This window comes from Arthrobacter antibioticus (assembly GCF_030063205.1).
In the GTDB taxonomy this organism is placed as follows: domain Bacteria; phylum Actinomycetota; class Actinomycetes; order Actinomycetales; family Micrococcaceae; genus Specibacter.
This window is the reverse complement of sequence record NZ_JASISQ010000007.1, coordinates 74,711-92,740: the sequence shown is the minus strand read 5'-3', so window position 1 is coordinate 92,740 and position 18,030 is coordinate 74,711. Positions and strand designations below refer to the sequence as shown.

The 18,030-nt window shown below is 65.9% G+C and carries 10 protein-coding genes; 5 read left to right on the top strand and 5 right to left on the bottom strand.

All coding sequences use genetic code 11. The features are described from left to right. The first annotated feature begins 1 nt into the window (after position 1). The 5 genes from QMG40_RS14180 (at position 2) to fepB (ending at position 12,666) form a co-directional block, all read left to right on the top strand. Positions 2–8,620 (top strand): amino acid adenylation domain-containing protein, encoded by an 8,619-nt coding sequence (locus QMG40_RS14180; protein ID WP_283531756.1) that lies wholly within the window; start codon positions 2–4, stop codon positions 8,618–8,620. Next, on the top strand, positions 8,617–9,456 hold the full coding sequence (locus QMG40_RS14175; protein ID WP_283531755.1) for a siderophore-interacting protein: 840 nt from the start codon (positions 8,617–8,619) through the stop codon (positions 9,454–9,456). Before QMG40_RS14180 ends, QMG40_RS14175 begins: the two co-directional genes overlap by 4 nt. Beyond that, positions 9,443–10,780, top strand: a complete 1,338-nt coding sequence (gene entS / locus QMG40_RS14170) for an enterobactin transporter EntS (protein ID WP_283531753.1) — start codon at positions 9,443–9,445, stop codon at positions 10,778–10,780. Before QMG40_RS14175 ends, entS begins: the two co-directional genes overlap by 14 nt. After that, positions 10,777–11,529 (top strand): 4'-phosphopantetheinyl transferase family protein, encoded by a 753-nt coding sequence (locus tag QMG40_RS14165; RefSeq protein ID WP_283531752.1) that lies wholly within the window; start codon positions 10,777–10,779, stop codon positions 11,527–11,529. The genes entS and QMG40_RS14165 overlap by 4 nt, the downstream gene beginning before the upstream one ends. A 132-nt stretch (positions 11,530–11,661) precedes the next feature. Beyond that, on the top strand, positions 11,662–12,666 hold the full coding sequence (fepB, locus tag QMG40_RS14160; RefSeq protein ID WP_283531751.1) for a Fe2+-enterobactin ABC transporter substrate-binding protein: 1,005 nt from the start codon (positions 11,662–11,664) through the stop codon (positions 12,664–12,666). Between the two features lie 438 nt (positions 12,667–13,104). Here fepB and QMG40_RS14155 read toward each other — a convergent pair whose 3' ends face one another. The 5 genes from QMG40_RS14155 to QMG40_RS14135 form a co-directional block, all read right to left on the bottom strand. Next, positions 13,105–13,482, bottom strand: a complete 378-nt coding sequence (locus QMG40_RS14155) for a YfgM family protein (protein ID WP_283531750.1) — start codon at positions 13,480–13,482, stop codon at positions 13,105–13,107. 10 nt (positions 13,483–13,492) lie between these two features. After that, entirely contained in the window at positions 13,493–14,686 is a 1,194-nt protein-coding gene (locus tag QMG40_RS14150) for an ROK family protein (RefSeq protein ID WP_283531749.1), read from the bottom strand. 80 nt (positions 14,687–14,766) lie between these two features. Next, positions 14,767–15,474 carry a deoxyribose-phosphate aldolase gene (gene deoC / locus QMG40_RS14145; protein ID WP_283531748.1) on the bottom strand — a complete coding sequence of 236 codons (708 nt, stop codon included), beginning with the start codon at positions 15,472–15,474 and terminating at the stop codon, positions 14,767–14,769. An 18-nt stretch (positions 15,475–15,492) separates the two neighbouring features. Next, positions 15,493–17,571 carry a transketolase gene (tkt, locus tag QMG40_RS14140; protein ID WP_283531747.1) on the bottom strand — a complete coding sequence of 693 codons (2,079 nt, stop codon included), beginning with the start codon at positions 17,569–17,571 and terminating at the stop codon, positions 15,493–15,495. A 182-nt stretch (positions 17,572–17,753) separates the two neighbouring features. Further along, positions 17,754–18,029: an HPr family phosphocarrier protein gene (locus QMG40_RS14135; protein ID WP_283531746.1), complete on the bottom strand. Its 276-nt coding sequence runs from the start codon at positions 18,027–18,029 to the stop codon at positions 17,754–17,756. Position 18,030: the final 1 nt, after the last annotated feature.

The following is an 18,030-nucleotide window of genomic DNA, read 5'->3' as shown; positions in this document are numbered from 1 at the left end:
CATGACCACCCAGCCATCATCAGTGATTGATCTGCCGCAGACACCCCTTGATGCGACAGCAATGATGCCCCTTGCCGGGGCGCAACCCGGCATTTGGCATGCCCACCAGCTCGGTGGGGAGTCCGGCAGCAGCTTCAACGTGGCGCGCTGCATGCATATCGACGGCGTGCTCGACGAGGACGCCTTCGCCACTGCCGTGCATCGCACACTGGTGGAAGTGGACACGCTGGGGTTCCGTTTCGGCGAGGTTGGCGGGGAACCGGTGCAATGGCAGGGCCCACCCCAGCGGTACGGGCTGGAGGTCGTGGACCTGCGAGGCACCGGCAGCGGGGCGGCCGAATCATTCATGGATGCCGACCTTGGCACCGCGGTCTCCCTGGGCGGCGCGGATCGGCTCTACCGCCAGGCGTTGCTGCGTGTCGGGGACACCCGGTGGATCTGGTACCAGCGCTTCCACCACATCCTGCTCGACGGCTACAGCTTCAGCGCAGTCACCCGGCAGGCCTGCGCCCACTACCGGGCGATTGTGGAAGGCACCGCCTGCCCGCCCGCAGCCTTTACGGCCTTCGCTGACGTCGTTGCCGCCGAACGGGACTATCGAGACTCGGCAGCGAAGGGGGAGGATGCAGCCTTCTGGCGCAGTTACTGCGCAGGGCTTCCCCCGGCGGCCACCTTGGCCGTTGTGGACACCCGGGCCGGGGGGCCGGGACGGGTGCGCCGCCACAAGGTTCGACTGGGCACGGACTTGTCCGCAGCAATCTCCACGATTGCGCGCGCACACAAGGTCACCTGGGCCGACGTCCTTGTGGCGGGGATCGGCTCCTACGTGGCCCGCATGACCAACAGCAGGGAGACCGTGCTCGGCATCCCGTTCATGAATCGAACAGGCGGGGCCGCCCTGCGGGCCGGGGGCCCCGTTGTGGCCGTCATGCCGCTGCGGCTGGCACTGGGCAATAATGAGACCCTCGGCGGGCTGGCTGCGGAAGCCGCTGCGGAACTGGCCGCCGTCCGCCGGCACAGCCGCTACGGAGCGGAACACGTCCTGCGCGACGCCGGCCTCGTCGGCAGTGGCCGCCAGCTCCACGGGCCCGTGCTGAACCTGAAGATCTTTGACTACGCCGCGGAGCTGCCAGGCGCCACGGTACACACCGAACACCTCTCCGCCGGGCCCGTGGACGACCTCGAATTTGCCGTTTACCGCCTGAACGGCGACATCGTCCTCGAGCTGGAAGCAGCCCCCGGACGTTACTCCGCCACGGAATTGGCGCTGCACGCTGCCAGGCTCCAGGCCTGGCTTGCAACCCTGGCCGACGGTGAGGACGCGGGCATCCATGAGGCGGCCCTCCCGCTCGCAGACGAAATCGCCGCCATTCAGACGGACTGGGGCAGCGGGCCCGCACTGGAGGCAACCGGCGCAACTGTCATAGACCGCCTGGACCGGCAGGCCGCCGACCGTGGCAACGACACAGCCCTTGTGGCGGGAGGCGAACGGATGGACTTCGCCGAGCTGAGTACGAGGTCCAACACCCTTGCCCGTCACCTCATCGCACTCGGTGCAGGCCCCGGTTCAACGGTCGCCATTGCGCTTCCACGCTCACTGGACACCGTGGTCGCGGTTGCCGCCGCGCTCGCCGCCGGTGCCGCCTACCTGCCGCTGGACCTTGATTACCCCGAAGAGCGTCTGGCCTACATGCTCGACGACGCTGCGCCCCAGGTCCTTCTCACCACGGCTGCCCTGGCGGACACGCTGGACTTTGCCGGCTGCGTGGTGTCCGTGGACGACGCAGCCACACAGGCAGCGTTTGCCGCGCTGGAGCCGGGTCCCGTGCGGCAGGACGAAAGGTCCCGTCCCGTCCAGGCAGGCGACCTTGCCTACATCATCTACACCTCCGGCTCCACCGGCCGCCCCAAGGGCGTCATGACCACCCATGCGGGACTATCCAACCTGCTCGCCAACCATGAGTGCGGCGTCTTTGGCCAAACGGTGGTGTCACTCGGCGGGCGCAGGGTGCGGGCAGCCCACAGCGCCTCCTTCTCCTTCGATTCTTCTTGGGAACAGCTCATCTGGATGTTCCTGGGCCATGAACTTCATGTCATGGACGATGAGCAGCGCCGCGACCCCCAAGCCATTGTTGACTTGGTCCGCGCCGCGCGCATCGACGCCATGGACGTCACCCCGTCCCTGGGCACGCAGCTGCTTGAATGCGGGCTGCTGGCCCCCGGTGAACACCACCCAGCCCTGCTGCTGTTCGGCGGGGAGGCAGCCCCGGCCGCGCTGTGGGACGTACTGCGTGCCACCCCGGGCACCCATAGCCACAACTTCTACGGCCCCACCGAATACACGGTGGACACGCTGGGTGCCGCGACCACGGACTCACTGCACCCTGTCGTGGGCAGGCCCATCGGCAACACCCGGGTATACGTCCTTGACAGCGCACTGCGTCCAGTCCCCGTAGGGGTCGTGGGAGAGCTGTACATTGCCGGCGCCGGGCTGGCCCGCGGCTATCTTGGCCGTCCGGACCTGACGGCAGCCCGCTTCGTGGCCGACCCTGCACATCCCGGCGGGCGCATGTACCGCACGGGAGACCTCGTCCGCTGGCAGGACGACGGACAGATCGACTGCCTCGGCCGTGTTGATGACCAGGTCAAGGTGCGCGGGCACCGGGTGGAGCTTGGCGAGGTGGAGGACGCCGTGGGCGCCCTGCCCGGCGTCGGGGCCGCCGTCGTGGTCGCCGAGGCCCTCGGGCACACCAACAGGCTTATCGGTTATTTTGTGCCCGCCGCCGGCAGCCCCCTGTCCGGGGAGCGGGCGCCCGAGGCCCGGCTGCGGGCCGAGCTGGCCCAGACACTGCCCGATCACATGGTCCCCGCTGTCCTGGTGCGCATCCCCGCCCTGCCGCTGACCGTCAACGGCAAGGTCGACCGGTCATCCCTGCCAGCGCCTGCAGTCGCCGTGCCCGTCACCGGGCGTCCCCCCGCCAACCAGGCCGAGGCGCTGCTGTGCAAGGCAGTTGCCGACGTCGTCGGTCTGCCCGCCGTGGGCCCCGACGACGACTTCTTTGTCCTGGGCGGGGACAGCATTTCCGCCATGGCTGTGTGCGGGGCGGCCCGCCGGGCAGGACAGGCCCTGCGGCCCCGTGACGTGTTCGCCCAGCGCACCCCCGCGGCCATGGCCGCCGTGCTCGTGCCGCTGGAGATCGCGCCGCAACGGGCCTTAGAGGCAACGGGCGACGTCGAGCCCCTGCCCATCCAGCGCTGGCTGGGCGAAACGGCCGGGCTGGGCAGCCGCTACGCCCAAGGCACCTGCGTCACGGTCCCCGGGGCCGTCACCGCCGAACTCCTGCGCGGCGCCTTGGCCGAGGTGTTCAGGGTCCACTCGGCGCTGCGGGCCCGCGTGGTCGGGGACGTGCTGCACATTCCCGCCACCCCTGCGCCCGCCACCCCTGCGCCCTCCGGCCTGCCGGACGGCACCGTTCGGGAGAGCGGGGGCGGGACGGGGGAGGCTTTCGGTGCCGCAGCCGAACGCCTGGACCCCGCGGCGGGCGCCATGGTCCAGGCCGTCCTGCTTGACGGCGCGCTGCCCGGGAAGGAGGTGCCGCAGGCACGCCGGCTGGTCCTGGCCATCCACCATCTGGTGGTCGACGGCGTCTCCTGGCGCACACTGCTGGCCGACCTCGAAGCTGCGGTGACAGCCTTGCTGGACGGCCGTGACCCCCAGCTCGAACCGGAACAGACATCCCTGCGCCGGTGGGGACTGCTCATCAGCGGCCAGGCAGCCTCCCGCCGCACCGAGCTGGAGCACTGGCGCCGGCAGTTGCAGGGCGGTGCCGACCCGCTCGGGCGCGGGCTACTGGACCCGGTCCGCGACACAGTGGCAACGGCCGGCAACGCACGCATCAGGCTCAGCGAGGCCGCAACCGCCGCGCTCCTGGAGTCGCTGCCGCAAGCCTGCCAGGCGACGGTGGAAGAAACGCTGATGACAGTCGTCGCGCTCGCAGCCGCCCACCATTTCAAGCTCGGAGCCGTGCCACTGACCCGCGAGACGCACGGACGGCACAGCGACGAGGAGGACCTCGAACGCACGGTCGGGTGGCTGACGGCGGAACACCCCGTCCTCATTCCGCTGGACGGGGTCGACACCGCTGCTGCGCTCGCCGGATCCGCCGACGCCCTGGCCGCCGTGCGCGCCGTGAAGCAGGCACTGCGCTCCACGCCCGGCCACGGCATCGGCTACGGAATCCTGCGCTACCTGGACCAGGGCAGCACCGCCGCCCTGGCCAGCGCAGCCGCGGCCAACCCGCCGGCCCTGCTCGTGAACTACCTCGGACGGTTCCCCGCCCCCGGCCGGCATTTCACGCCCGTTCCGCACGGCACGGTCTTCGCGGACGCCTTTGCCGTCGCACAGGACGGGCAGGCACCCCTGGGCCATCCGCTGGAACTGAACGCGTTTCTCGACGGCGGGCGGCTCGCCCTGTGCTGGAGCTGGGCGCCGCGACTGCTCAACGGGGACGACGTTGCCGCCCTGGCGGGCCTCATTGAACGGGCCGCCATCGCACTGGGCGCACTTGTCGAATGTGAACCGGTGGCGGCCGCCTCCACGCTGGTGCCGGCCGACGCCCCCGGCACGGGCCTGGACACGGCCGCCATCAGCGCCATCGAGGCGGGGCACGGGCCCGTGCTGGCCGTGCTGCCTCTGGGCCCGCTGCACGAGGGCCTGCTCTTCCACGACCAGCTCGGAAAGGATGGCGAGAACTACTGCTCGGTGACCGTCCTGGAATTTGCCGACGATCAGGTCTCAGCAGACAGGCTCCGACAGGCGATCGAACACGTCATTGACACGCACCCGCAGCTGGGCGCCTCCTTTGACACCACCGCCGGCCCCTCTCCCGTGCAGGTGGTGCCGCACCCAGCCTTCCGCCGCCCCGTGGACTTTGTCGAGGTCGTGATCCCCGACGGTTCCGAGGCACCCGTGGAAACTTTGTTGCTGGAGCGCCGGGAGGCCGCCCGGGTGTTCGACGTCGGGCGCGGCCCGCTGCTGTCGGCACGGCTCGTCCGGTGGCCCGACGGTTCCGCACGTCTCCTGCTGGGGATGCACCACTTGCTGGTCGACGGCTGGTCCACCCCGCTCATCGTCCGTGCACTGCTTGACTGCTACGAGTCAGGGCAGGCCGGGCCCAGCACCCTGGGGAAGTACAGGGAGGCGTCGGCATCGCGCCTGCCGGCGGACACTGATGGCGCTGCTTGGTCGGCTGCCTTGGAAGGCGCCGTCCCCACCCTGCTGGAGGGCACCCTTGTGGCCGCCGTCGACGACGGGGAGCCGGCCGAGGCGACGACGCTCCTGGACGCTGGGCTGCTGCGTGGCCTCACGGACGCCGCGCAAAGGTACGGCGCCACCCACAACTCCATCTTCGCCCTCGCCCACGCCCTCATGCTGGGGGAACTGACCGGCAGGACCGACGTCGTCTTCGGCACCACGGTGTCCGGCCGCGAGGACGAGCGCTCGCAGGAGCTCATCGGGCTATTCACCAACACTGTCCCGGTCCGCGTGATGCTGGACCCGACTCTTCCGCCAGCCCTGCAACTAGGGGACCTACAGGAGCAGCAGGCTGAACTGCGCGAACACGCCCGGCTCGGCCTGGCCGAAATCCAGCACCTTGCCGGCACCGGAACGCTGTTTGACTCACTCTTCGTCATGGAAAATTACCCGGCAGACGGGGACCCTTCAGGCCGGGAAGGCTCCGGGCTGCGCCTCTCCGGTGTCCGCAACCGCGGCTACACCCACTACCCGCTGACGGTGCTCGTGCTCCCGGAGAGCGCCGGGTACCGGGTGGTCGTTGAACACCGCCTCGGCGAGGGGGCCGGCGCCTTCATCCTGCCGCGTTTCCTGGCCGCAGTCTGCCGAGTGGTTTCCGATGGCGGGAAAACCCTTGTGGCCGCCGAGACCCTCCTGGACGCTGAACGTGCCGCCCTGCAGGCCGCGAACGACACCCGGCATGCGCTGCCACCTGTGACGCTCCGGGACCTGCTGGATGGCAGGGGCGTGCTGGCGGACGGCGCCGTTGCCTTGCGCGACGGCGCCCGCAGTCACAGCCATGCTGAGCTGCGGGAACGGGTCTTGGCCCTGGCCCGGCGCCTGCGCAGCGCAGGGGTGGCCACGGGGGACATCGTTGCCGTCAGCGTCCCCCGCTCCGCGGAACTGACCATTTCGCTGCTGGCCGTCATCGAGGCGGGGGCCGCTTACCTTCCCCTGGACACCGAGTACCCGGCAGAGCGTCTGGCCTATATGCTGGCCGACGCGGCCCCGCAGGCGGTGCTGACGACGGTGGAGTTGGCGCCCGGGCTGCCTGCGGGCACGAACACCATCTTGGTCGACGGAGCGGCCGTCGGTGCTGTCCAGGTGGGGGAGACCGGCTGCGCTGCAGGCTGGCGCCTGCAGGTGGCGGCGGAACTCACTCCCGACCACCCCGCCTATGTTATCTACACCTCCGGTTCCACGGGCCGCCCCAAGGGGGTCGTGGTGCCCCACCGTGCCATCGTCAACCGGCTCCTGTGGATGCAGGACGCCCACCCCCTGGGTGCGGAAGACGTCGTGGTCCAAAAGACCCCGTCCAGCTTTGACGTCTCCGTGTGGGAATTCTTCTGGCCGTTCCTGGCCGGGGCATCCCAACTGGTTGTTCCGCCCGGGGCCCACAAGGACCCCGTGCTGCTGCGCGAACTGATGCGCGACGGCGGCGCGACCACGGTGCACTTTGTGCCGTCCATGCTGGCCGCGTTCCTGGCCGACGCGGGCGAAGGCCCGGCAGGGGCTGGGCTGCCTGCACTGCGCCGGGCCTTCTGCAGCGGCGAGGCACTCTCACGTGAGCTGGCCGCGAAGGCCGAGGCCGCGTTCGGGGTGGCCGTGCACAACCTCTATGGGCCCACCGAGGCGGCCGTGGACGTCAGCTGGTTCCGGGGTGTCGACCCGGTGCCCGGGCAGCTGACCGGATCGGTGCCCATCGGTGCGCCCGTGTGGAACACCGAATTGCATGTCCTTGACGGGATGCTGCGTCCGGCCCCGCCGGGCGTTGCGGGGGAGCTGTACCTGGCGGGAGCGCAGCTGGCCACCGGATACCTGGGCAAGGCGGGGCTCACGGCCGGGCGCTACGTGGCCAACCCGTACGGAACCGGGGTGCGCATGTACCGCACCGGCGACATTGTCAGACGGCTGCCCGGCGGGGACGTGGAGTACCTGGGGCGTGCCGACGACCAAGTCAAGATCCGCGGCCAGCGGATCGAGCTGGGCGAGATTGAGTCCGTGCTGGCCGATGTGCCGGGCATCGGGGCGGCCGTGGTGGCGGCCAGGGCCGCCGGGGGCTCTGGCGGCGGGGCTGCCGCCGGGCTGCACGGCGCCGACGACCGGATCCTGGCCGCGTACATCGTCCCGACCGATCACCCCGGGCAGGGTGCCGAAGCCGGCCCGGAGGTACTCGTGGCACGGTGCAGGGAGGCGTGCGAACGCCTGTTGCCTGCCCACATGGTGCCTGCCGCCGTGCTGGTGTTGGGGGCGTTTCCGCTGACCAGCAACGGAAAGCTTGACCGCAATGCCCTGCCGGACCCGGCGCCGGACCGCCGCTCGGGCCGTCGGCCACGGGGCGTGCTGGAAGAAGCGGTCGCAGCCGGCTTCACCGCCGTTCTGGGCGTGCCGGACCCCGGCGCCGCGGACGATTTCTTCGCCCTGGGCGGCCATTCCCTGTTGGCCATGCGCCTGGCCGCCTGGCTGGGCCGTGAGCTGGGCCGCAAGGTCCCGGTCGGCAGCATCATGGCCGCCGGCACCGTCGAGGCCCTGGCCCGCCGGATCAAGGACGCCTCGGACGGGCGTGAGGCGTTCGGGGAGGTCCTGCCGATCCGCCAGGGCAGCGGAAATCCGTTGTTTTGCATCCACCCGGCCTCCGGATTCGCCTGGCAGTACCGGGCACTGGCACGGCACCTCGACGGAGACCAGGCGCTCGTCGGGCTCCAGTCCCCGCGCCCCGTCGGCGCCCTTGCGGGCGCCTCAGCGTTGTCGGACGTCCACGAGCGGCACTATGCCACCATCCGCTCGCTGCAGCCGCACGGTCCCTACAGCCTGCTCGGCTACTCGCTCGGTGGGACCATCGCCCACGCCCTTGCCGCCAGGCTTGCGCACGAGGGCGAGAAAGTGTCCTTCCTCGGGTTGCTGGACACCTACCCGCCCGAGGGACAGGACTGGAGCGCCGGGGAGGCAGCTGCCGAGGCCGAGGCCGAACGTGAACAGCGGGACCTAGGCCAGGCCGCCGGGCAGGGGCCCGACGGCATGGATGCGGACATCGTGGCCAACTACAAGGACTCCGTTCGGCTGCTCTCAAGCGCAGTCACGCCTCACTTCCCGGGCAAGGCGGAACTGTTCGTTGCCGCCAAAACCCTGCCCGAGGGCTACGACCCCCAGGCGGCGTGGGCGGGCCGGGTCCAGTCGCTTTCCACCCATGGGGTGGACTGCCGGCACGAGGACATCCTGTCCCCGGAAACGCTCCCCGACCTCGGTCCGCGCCTGGCCAGGCTGCTGGCCGGAACCAAAGACCACCACAGCCAAAACAACCACACCCACCGAAAGGCAAACCCTTGAACACCACTGCCGTTGACGGCCAAGAGATCCAACTGCGCATCCACCGGCTCGTGCCGCGCCTGCTGTGCGTTGTGGACGACGTGATGCTGGCCCCGTCAATGCGGCGGCTGGTCTTCGGCGGGGACGACCTGCGCGAACCGTTCCCGTTCCTGCCGCTGGCGGTTGCCGACCACGTCAAGCTCGTCTTCCCGGAACCCGCGACGGGGGAGATCCACTTACCCGCCGTCGCCGACGGCAGGCTCGTCATGCCGCCGGGGCGCCCGCGCCCCCTCTTCAGGGACTACACGGTGCGGGCCCTGGACCGCGTCGCGGGGAGGCTCACGATCGACTTCGTCCTCCACGACCACGGCCCGGCCGGCCGGTGGGCGCGGTCCGCCACCACCGGCGACCAACTGGGGTTCCTGGGGCCCAGGGGCTCCCACCTGTACCCCGGCGGCTTCGAGAACTACCTGATCGCGGGCGACGAAACGGCGCTGCCAGCCATGGCCCGCTGGATGGAGGAGCTGCCGGCCGGCGCCACTGCCCACGTTTTCGCCAGCCTGGCCTCCATGGCCGAAAAGGTGGAGCTGCCCCGGCGGGCGGGCACCACGCTCAGGTACCTAGACCGTTCCGTCCACGGGCCAGGCGTCTTGGCTGACGCGGTCCGGGCCTTCGCCGCCCCTGTGGACGGGCTCTTTGTCTGGGTGGCCGGAGAGGCTTCGGCGGTCCGTCCGATCCGCAGCCACGTGCGCGACGTCCTAGGTGTACCTGCGGGCCACACGGACATCGACGGGTACTGGAAGGCCGGCGTGGCCGGTCTGGACCATCATGCCGAGGACAACGATGACCAAGACTGAAACTACCAGCCGCTTGCGACAGCTGGTCATCGATACGGGGCCCCTGCGAACCAGCCCAGCATTCCGACGGATCTTCATCGCCCGGACCATCTCGATCTTCGGGCTGGGCATGCTGGCCGTGGCCATTCCCCTCCAGCTCTATGGGCTCACCGGCTCGACCCTTCAGGTCGGTGCCGCCGCAACGGTGGAGGGGCTGTGCGCCTTTGCCGGCATGCTGGTGGGTGGCGACATCGCGGACAGGATGGACCGGCGCAAGATCATTCTGTACTCCCGCATAATTGGTGGAACGGGCTTCGCCATACTTGCCGTCAATGCCTGGCTGCCCGAACCCTCCGTAGCGGTGGTCTATGCGGTCGGAGGACTTGACGGATTCTTTGGGGCACTGAGCGTCACGGCGCTCATGGCAGTCACCCCGACCCTCGTGCCGCGGGACAAGTTGGCGGCAGCGGGTGCACTGAACATGCTCACAGTGAGGTTGGGAACCATGGTGTCCCCCGCCCTGGCTGGATTCGTCATCGCCGTGGCTGGCGTGGGTTGGGCCTATGTGGGTGCAGCCGCGGCGACGCTGCTCACCGTCACTTTGTTAACGGGCCTGCCGCCGCTGAAGCCCGATGCCTCGGCCCCGCCAGGTCACCCCTTGCGGGCCGCCGTCGAAGGTGCCGTGTTCGTGTATCGCCAACCGGTGATCAGGGGTGTGGTCCTGCTCGGCACGTTGGAGACGATGGCTTCCGGAATCAGGGTCATGTTGCCTGCCTTGGCAGCTGGGCCCCTCGGCATCGGCGCCCAGAGCACGGGTCTGCTGTATGCGGCTGTGCCCTGCGGAGCCGTGGCCGCAACGCTGCTGAGCGGCCCGCTGGCCGGCCTGCGGCGCCCGGGCAGGGCGATGATGCTTCTGTCCATTGGGTCCTTTGTCAGCCTCGGTGCGCTAGGGGTTGCCAGCTGGACGGGGGGAGGGCTGGGCTCGGCGCTGATTTTCCTGATTATTTTTGGGGCACTGGGTTCCATGAGCGGCATCCTGCAATACGCGCTGGTGCAGGCGCACACCCCGGACCGGCTGCTGGGCCGCGTCAACGCACTGTGGATGGCCCAGGAAGTGGGCGGCGACTCCGCTGGGGCGCTGGGACTGGGCGGACTGGGGCGCGCTGTGCCGGCCGCTGCCGCCGTATCCGTGTTCGGCGCAGGGGCAATGGTTCTCGGACTTGCTGGCCTGACCGGATTCGGGCCCCTGCGCCGTGCGGACCGGATCGTGGACAGCGATCAGGGGGAGGGCGTTGAACAGGCATCACGTTCCACGAGTGAACCGTCAATTGAGGCCAAGCGATGAACGCCGATGCGGCGCGGGACAGGAACGGCTGGGTGCACCCAGCCACGGTCTGGATAGCTCAGGGCCCGCCCGACCCAGCGGCCGCTGCTTCCCCACACTTGAGCGCGGCCGAGCGTGAACTACTTTCCGGCAGACGGCGGCAGGGGGATAGGGACCGTTCGGCAACGGCCAGGGTCCTACTTAAGGGCCTGCTGGCCAGGGACTTCGGCATCGAGCCCGCAAGTGTCCACCTACCGGCCGGGACCGCACCGGAAAACAAGCCTGTGCTTCGCTATGTCCGCGGAGGGCGGCCAGTGGAGCAGCTTCGCGCCAGCGTCTCGCACGCACAAGGCCACGTCCTGGTGGCCGTGACGGACGGTCCCGCCATCGGCGTCGACGTCGAAGCGCACGCATCAACTGCCTTTGCCGGCTTTGACAACATTGCGCTGTCGGCTGCGGAACGGGAGTGGGTCGCCAGGATGCCGGTATGGCGGCGGGGGATGGCCCGCGCCGACTTCTGGGTCCGCAAGGAAGCGCTCCTGAAGGCAACGGGGGTGGGGCTGCGTCAAGACCCCGCGAGGCTCTGCTTCGCGTCCCCGGTTGCATGGTCGGCATCCCAGCAGCCACTCCAGCGCCTTACTGTGCAGCTCGTCCCGACGGGTGCCGGGCACTCGGCAGCCGTGTGCGTAACTGGTGTCGCGACACTGCTCCTGCGGGGGAATTCCGGTGACCTGCGCTCCGGCCAGACGCCGCGCATAATTACGTCATAAAACCATAGGCAATTATGTTCTTAGGTAAGCCTATGCTAACTTTTCAGCATTGACGATCCGGAAAACCGGAGCCGCGATCTGCGGGCACACTCGTCCACCCCACATGCACCACCCCTTTGAGGAGAAAACACTGTGAAGTTTAGAAGCAAACTACTGCCTTTGATCGCGGTCGCGGCCGCGGCGGGCATAGCTCTGAGCGGTTGCTCGGGGACCACTGGCGAGGACGCGGCGAATGCGGGAACCGTGGGTGCCGGGAGCGAGGTATCGTGGCCTCGGACCATCACGCACGAGGACGGCGAGACCGTCATCCCGTCCCAGCCGAAGAAGATTGTCTCCACGTCCCTGAGTGTCACGGGCACCCTGCTGGCTATTGAGGCCCCTGTCGTCTCATCTGCGGCAACCAACCCCAGCGACGTCACGGACAGCCAGGGCTTCTTCTCGCAGTGGGCTGACGTCGCCAAGGAACGCAACGTGGGCGTGCTGTACCCCAACCTGGAGTTTGACCTCGAGTCCGTCGTGGCAGCAGCTCCGGACCTGATTGTGGTCTCCACCTCCGGCGCCGACAGCACGGCGGATCATTACAAGGAACTGAGCGCCATCGCGCCGACCATCGTGGTGAACTACGGCGGCAACTCCTGGCAGGACCTGGCCCTGGAACTGGGCAAGGCCACCGGCCATGAGGCGGATGCCGATGCCGTGATCGGCAAGTACGACGCCCACGTGAAGGATGTTGCGGCCAAGATCAAGCTCCCGGCCGGCGAATCTAACATCATCAGCTACAACGGCCCGGGCCAGGACAACGGGGTCGCCAAGCTGACAGGCACGCACGCCAAGGTGCTCGATTCCCTCGGATTTAAGATCGCCGACGTACCGGAGGGCCTTGACACCAGTGACCAGGCCCGGCAGGACTTCGCCTTCATTTCCTTTGAAAATCTGACCAAGGCGGCCATGGGCAACACCGTCTTCCTGCTCGCCGCCGACGACTCCGTCGTGAAGGCGTTCGAGGGCGAGAAAGTCCTCGCCAACCTGCCCTCGGTCAAGTCTGAACAGGTCGTGGCCATGGGGCCGACGTCCTTCCGACTTGACTACTACAGTTCCATCCAACTGGTGGATCTGCTCGGGGCAACATTCAGTTAGGCCTGGTCCTTAACGGTAAAGGGCCTGGCGGCCGCACGCGGCTGGCCGGCCCTTTACCGTTTTTAGGATGACTTCAAAGGCTATTTGTCCCTCAGGGGCCGCAGAGTTGTACTACTCGGCAGAGTTCTCGTGACGGCCATCATTAGCAGGTCGAGAAGCCTGTTTTTGCACACGGGTGAAAGCGAATGACTGAAACAATCAGCTTTATGCAAACTCATTAGACGCTCATTAAATTCATCGACAATTGCTTCACTTCCATTGCCATTCATTGTCATGCGCTTGGTGCACTGCCAAAGCCTAGAAACGGGTTTTGACAAATCGATTTGGTCGATCATGGCGACAGCGCGGGTCATCGGTTCGATCCTGACCGGGCGTGGATAAAGAAATATAGTGCGGACATGTAACGATAGTTGTTGGTGCTGAACCAACACCATTTATTTAACTTGTCACCAGCTCTGTCCCATACATCGGCCAAAAACCCCCGGGGACGTCCGCCCAGCTCAGAGGCTCAACCCGCGCCTCATGAGCGCGCAGTAGCGCAATTGTGTGCGTGGCTTGATGGGAGGCGCCAGGATCATAGACATGCGTTTCAGCAGCGCTGCCAGGGTCCCCAGCGCTCGTGAATTGTTCTTCAAACATCAACAGATTCTCCAGCGCGGTATGAACATCTTTTTCTGCCATGGTGGATAGTTCCTTGGCGGAAAGCACAGCAGAGGTGGATCGCCTCCGCAACGTCCACCGTTGCCAGCCAATAAAGACTGCGAGCCCAATGACTATGCCGATACTGACGAACAGGCGCCGCAGGTTGACCTGCATCCAAGTAAACCTAGCGCCACGATTGCCCCAGAGTAATCGATTCGTCGATGCGTGCGGGATCCAGTAACGCTTCAAGGGCCAGTTCGGCGGCACCGGTGAGTCCTGCCGCGGAGCCCACCACTGATGGGCGGATCTCCAACCCGCTTGTCAGGGACGGGAGGAAGTGGCTGTAAATGGACTCGCGAATGCCTGCCAGTAAAGGTTCCGGCGATTCTGCCAAGTTCCCACCCACAATGATGATGGAAGGGTTCATCACCGCTGCAACCAGTCCGAGCATTTCCCCTAGCTCCCGACCTGCCTGGCGCACAAGATCCAATGCCTGCCTGTCACGTTTTCGCACCAAATTAACAATGTCGCGGCTCGTGTGAACCTCCTGCCCTGCATCAAGTAGTGCCTTGGCAATGGAACGCCCACTGGCCACGGCCTCCAAGCACCCCCACTGACCACAACTACACTGCACGTTCCCGCCCCGTGGGATGTGTCCAATGCTGCCTGCCGCGCCCGCTGCACCTTGCAGGATTCGGCCATCGACAACAATTCCGCAGCCCAACCCCATCCCTACTTTGAGAACCAGCATGTTCTGGTATTTCTCGGGATTCTGACGCTGTTCACCCCTGGCCATGATGTTGGCATCTTTATCCACCAACACGGGGACCTGCGGAAAAGCCTGGGCAAAGCAACCCGCCACAGATGTGCTTTCCCACCCCGAGATTTCCGGGCGGGACAGCACTCCCTCGTGGACCGCGCCCGGCACACCCACACCGATGGCGCGGATACGGGAAGGATCCAGTTTGCCCGTCCGGCACAGCCCGTCTAGATCGTCGATCACACCGCCAAGCACAGCGTCCGGCCCGTCTTCAGGATTTAGATCTCTCTCCGAGGTCGCCAGCAGGATACCGGCTAAATCGGTGACACCCACGCGCACGTGACTTCCACCAATATCGGCAACCAGCAGGTACCCTGCCTGATCGTTGAAGGAGTAAGTCTCGGCCGGGCGCCCGCCGGTTTGGGTGGGCTGCTTATTGGAAGTTACATAGCCTGCACTCTGGAGGTGTTCAAGGCGCTCAATAAGCGTAGTACGCGCCAAACCGGACTCGCGGACCAGCTCTGTTTTGGTCCAACGGTCCGCGGTCCGGATCAGCCGCAGCAGCATCCCGGGACCAGTTGATCCCCAAGACTGGCTTGCGTTGCCTTCTTTGCCCATGAATTAGCGCCCTTCGCTTGCTTTGTCCCACCAATGTAAGGGAAATGCCAGTGAGGCACTAATGGGGCCCGAATCCGGGATTAGTAGCCGGCGGCTCCGGAGGCTGGTGCCGCTTCAGACAAGACGGCACGGGAGCCGGAGACGCCCAGCCGCGTGGCGCCGGCGGCAATCATCGCCAGAGCAACTTCTTGGCTGCGGATACCACCTGATGCCTTGACGCCAAGCTTGCCGTTAACAGTTTCAGACATGAGCCTGATAGCTTCCACGCTTGCTCCACCGGCAGGGTGGAAACCGGTGGATGTTTTCACGAAGTCAGCCCCGGCTGCCACCGCCGCACGGCAAGTGCCAACAATCTGCTCAGGGGTGAGGGCAGCGGACTCGATAATGACTTTCAAGACAGTAGGGGCCGGGACGGCCTGACGCACTGCCGCGATATCTGCTTGAACGCTGGTGAAGTTCCCGGCAGCAGCGGCACCAACATCAATGACCATGTCAATTTCGTGAGCACCCTGAGTCACAGCAAGCGCCGCTTCACTGGCCTTGATGCTGGAGGCGTGTTTGCCGCTGGGGAACCCACACACGGCTGCAATCTTCAGCAAAGACGATTCTGGCAGGGCGAGCGGGAGCATGTTGGGTGAGACGCAGATGGAATAGGTGCCCAGCTCAAGAGCTTCGGCAAGCGTTGCCTGGACATCTGCGGCAGTGGCCTCTGGTCTGAGCAGTGTGTGGTCAATGTAGTGGGCCAGAGCCGCTGCGGAAATCGAGGGGGAGGAATCATTGTTCGTCATGGAAAAGCTCCTTTTGTTTCAGTTGCTGAGAGTTGCGGTCAATGATGCGCTGCTGCGCAGAGTCTTTTGTGCTGCCGCCAGCACGGCTTCCAAACTGATGCCCTTGCGGCTAAGCACCTCAGCGCCGTTGCCGGAAAGGCCGAATCCTTCAACAGAAACAGCCTCACCGAACGTGCCAAGGAAGCGGTACCAGCCCTGGTCGGATCCGGCTTCAACGCTGACGCGTGCACTCACTGAGCGGGGGAGTACTGACTGCTTGTAGTCCTGCGACTGAGAATCAAACCATTCAATGCACGGCATGGACACCACACGAGTTGCAATGCCCTGTTCGGTGAGAGTGCTGGCGGCTTGGACTGCCAAGTGAACTTCCGAGCCAGTGGCGATAATGATCAGCTCAGGGGTGTCTGCACTGTCCTGCAGAATATAGCCGCCCTTTTTTGTTCCTTCGCGGACAGCATCCACCTGCTCCAGTGTGGGTATGTTCTGCCGGCTAAGGACCATGGCGGTTGGGCCGGAGTTTTCCTTGAACACCCGTTCGTAGGCGGCAACGGTTTCATTGGCGTCCCCGGGGCGTACTACTGACAATCCCGGGATCCCCCGGTGTGCCCACAAGTGTTCCACCGGTTCGTGGGTGGGGCCGTCTTCGCCGACGGCAACAGAGTCATGGGTCCAAACATAGGTAACAGGTAGTTGCATCAACGCGGCGAGCCGAACCGAAGGGCGCATGTAATCAGAGAAGACAAAGAAGGTTGCCCCGAAGATTCGTGTCAGCCCGTTGAGGGCGATGCCGTTGAGGATGGATCCCATGGCGTGTTCACGGATGCCGAAGTGCAGGACTCGGCCGTATTCGTTTCCGGGCCACTGGGTGCTTTCAACTCCGGGAGGCAACATGGACGGAAACTCGTTGGACCAGGTCCCGTTGGTCTCGGCCAGGTCGGCAGATCCGCCCCAGAGTTCTTCAACACTGTGACCGGCGGCCGCGAGAACCTTGGCGCTGGCAATGCGGGTCGCTACACTGCTTCCCGGTTCAAAGGTGGGGAAATTGGCATTGAAGCCTTCGGGCAGTTCTCCCTTCAGTAGGCGTGTCAACAGTGTGGCCTGGGCAGGGTTGGCCTTCTGCCACGCGGTGAACTTCTCTTCCCACGGGCTCTTGAGCTCCTTGGCCCGTGCGGTGGCAGCGCCCCGGGTTGCCGCCAACAGCTCGGTGGGCATGAAGAAGCTTATGGCAGGATCCAGACCCAGGGCAGACTTGGTTGCGGCCACTTCATCGGCGCCCGGAGCGCCCGCGTGTGCCTTTGCAGTCCCGCCAAGGGTGGGCATGGGGAAGCCGATCCGGGACTTTAGTCGGATGAACACGGGAGCACCGCTCACCTCAAGGGCAGCATCCAGCGCGGCGCGAATGTCCGTTTGTGATTCGGCATCTGAGATTTCAAGGACCGCCCAGCCGTAGGAGGCCATCCGGGCGCAGACATCATCACTGGTGGCGATAGCTGTTGAGCCCTCGATGGAGATCTCATTGTCATCCCAGATCAAGACGAGGTTTTCCAGCTTCCAATGGCCGGCCAGTGATGCGGCTTCGTGGCTGATGCCTTCTTGCATATCCCCATCAGAGGCCAAGCAGAAGATCTTGTGGTCAAAGGCGCTGGCGCCTCTTTCGGCGCCGGGGTCCATCATGCCCCTTACCCGGCGCGCCGCCAAGGCCATTCCAACAGCGTTCCCGATGCCTTGTCCCAACGGTCCCGTTGTAGTTTCAACGCCCGCGGTGTGGCCAAATTCGGGGTGTCCTGGTGTGAGTGAGTCCAGTGTTCGCGCTGCCTGCAGGTCCGCCATTTCCAGCCCGTACCCATGCATGTACAGCTGGACATACAGCGACAAGCTGGTATGTCCGCAAGAGAGCACAAAACGATCCCGGCCCAACCATGAGGGGTCCTTTGGGTCATGGCGGAGGTATTCCTGAAACAGCGTGAATAAAAAGGGAGTCAGTCCCACAGCTGTCCCGGCGTGCCCTGATCCCTTGGCCTGGACCACGTCCAGCGGAAGTACCCTCGCATATCGAATGGCATCAGCGGTGGATTCAAGCGTGAAGGTGTTCGTCATGGGCGCTCCTTGAGAGATCTACGGGCAAAATAAAGCACTTATAACTAAATTCTAAGCACTAATAACCAAATAAGCAATAAGTGCGAATGGGAGGAAAGGCAGCAACCTCGGCGGGGTTAAAGCCGAAACGGCTGGAGCGCACCCACAGGTCCGCCCAGCCGTTTCAAATCCAGGTTGTGTAATTATGCGTCGTGATCTGTTTCCAAAATCCGAACCAGCGTCTCCAGTGCCTTCTCAGCTCCGGCGCCCTCTGTGCGCAGGATAACTACCTCGCCACATTCAATGCCCAAGCTCATGAGTGAGAGCATGCTGGCAGCGTCCATGGCATCCTCAGCCGGCTCACCCGCGCGTGCAATGGTGATGTCCAGGTCAAATTCGGCAGCGGCTTCGGAGAAAATTGCTGCCGGGCGTGCATGCAGGCCTACGCGAGTGGCAACGGTGGCGGTACGTTCAATCATT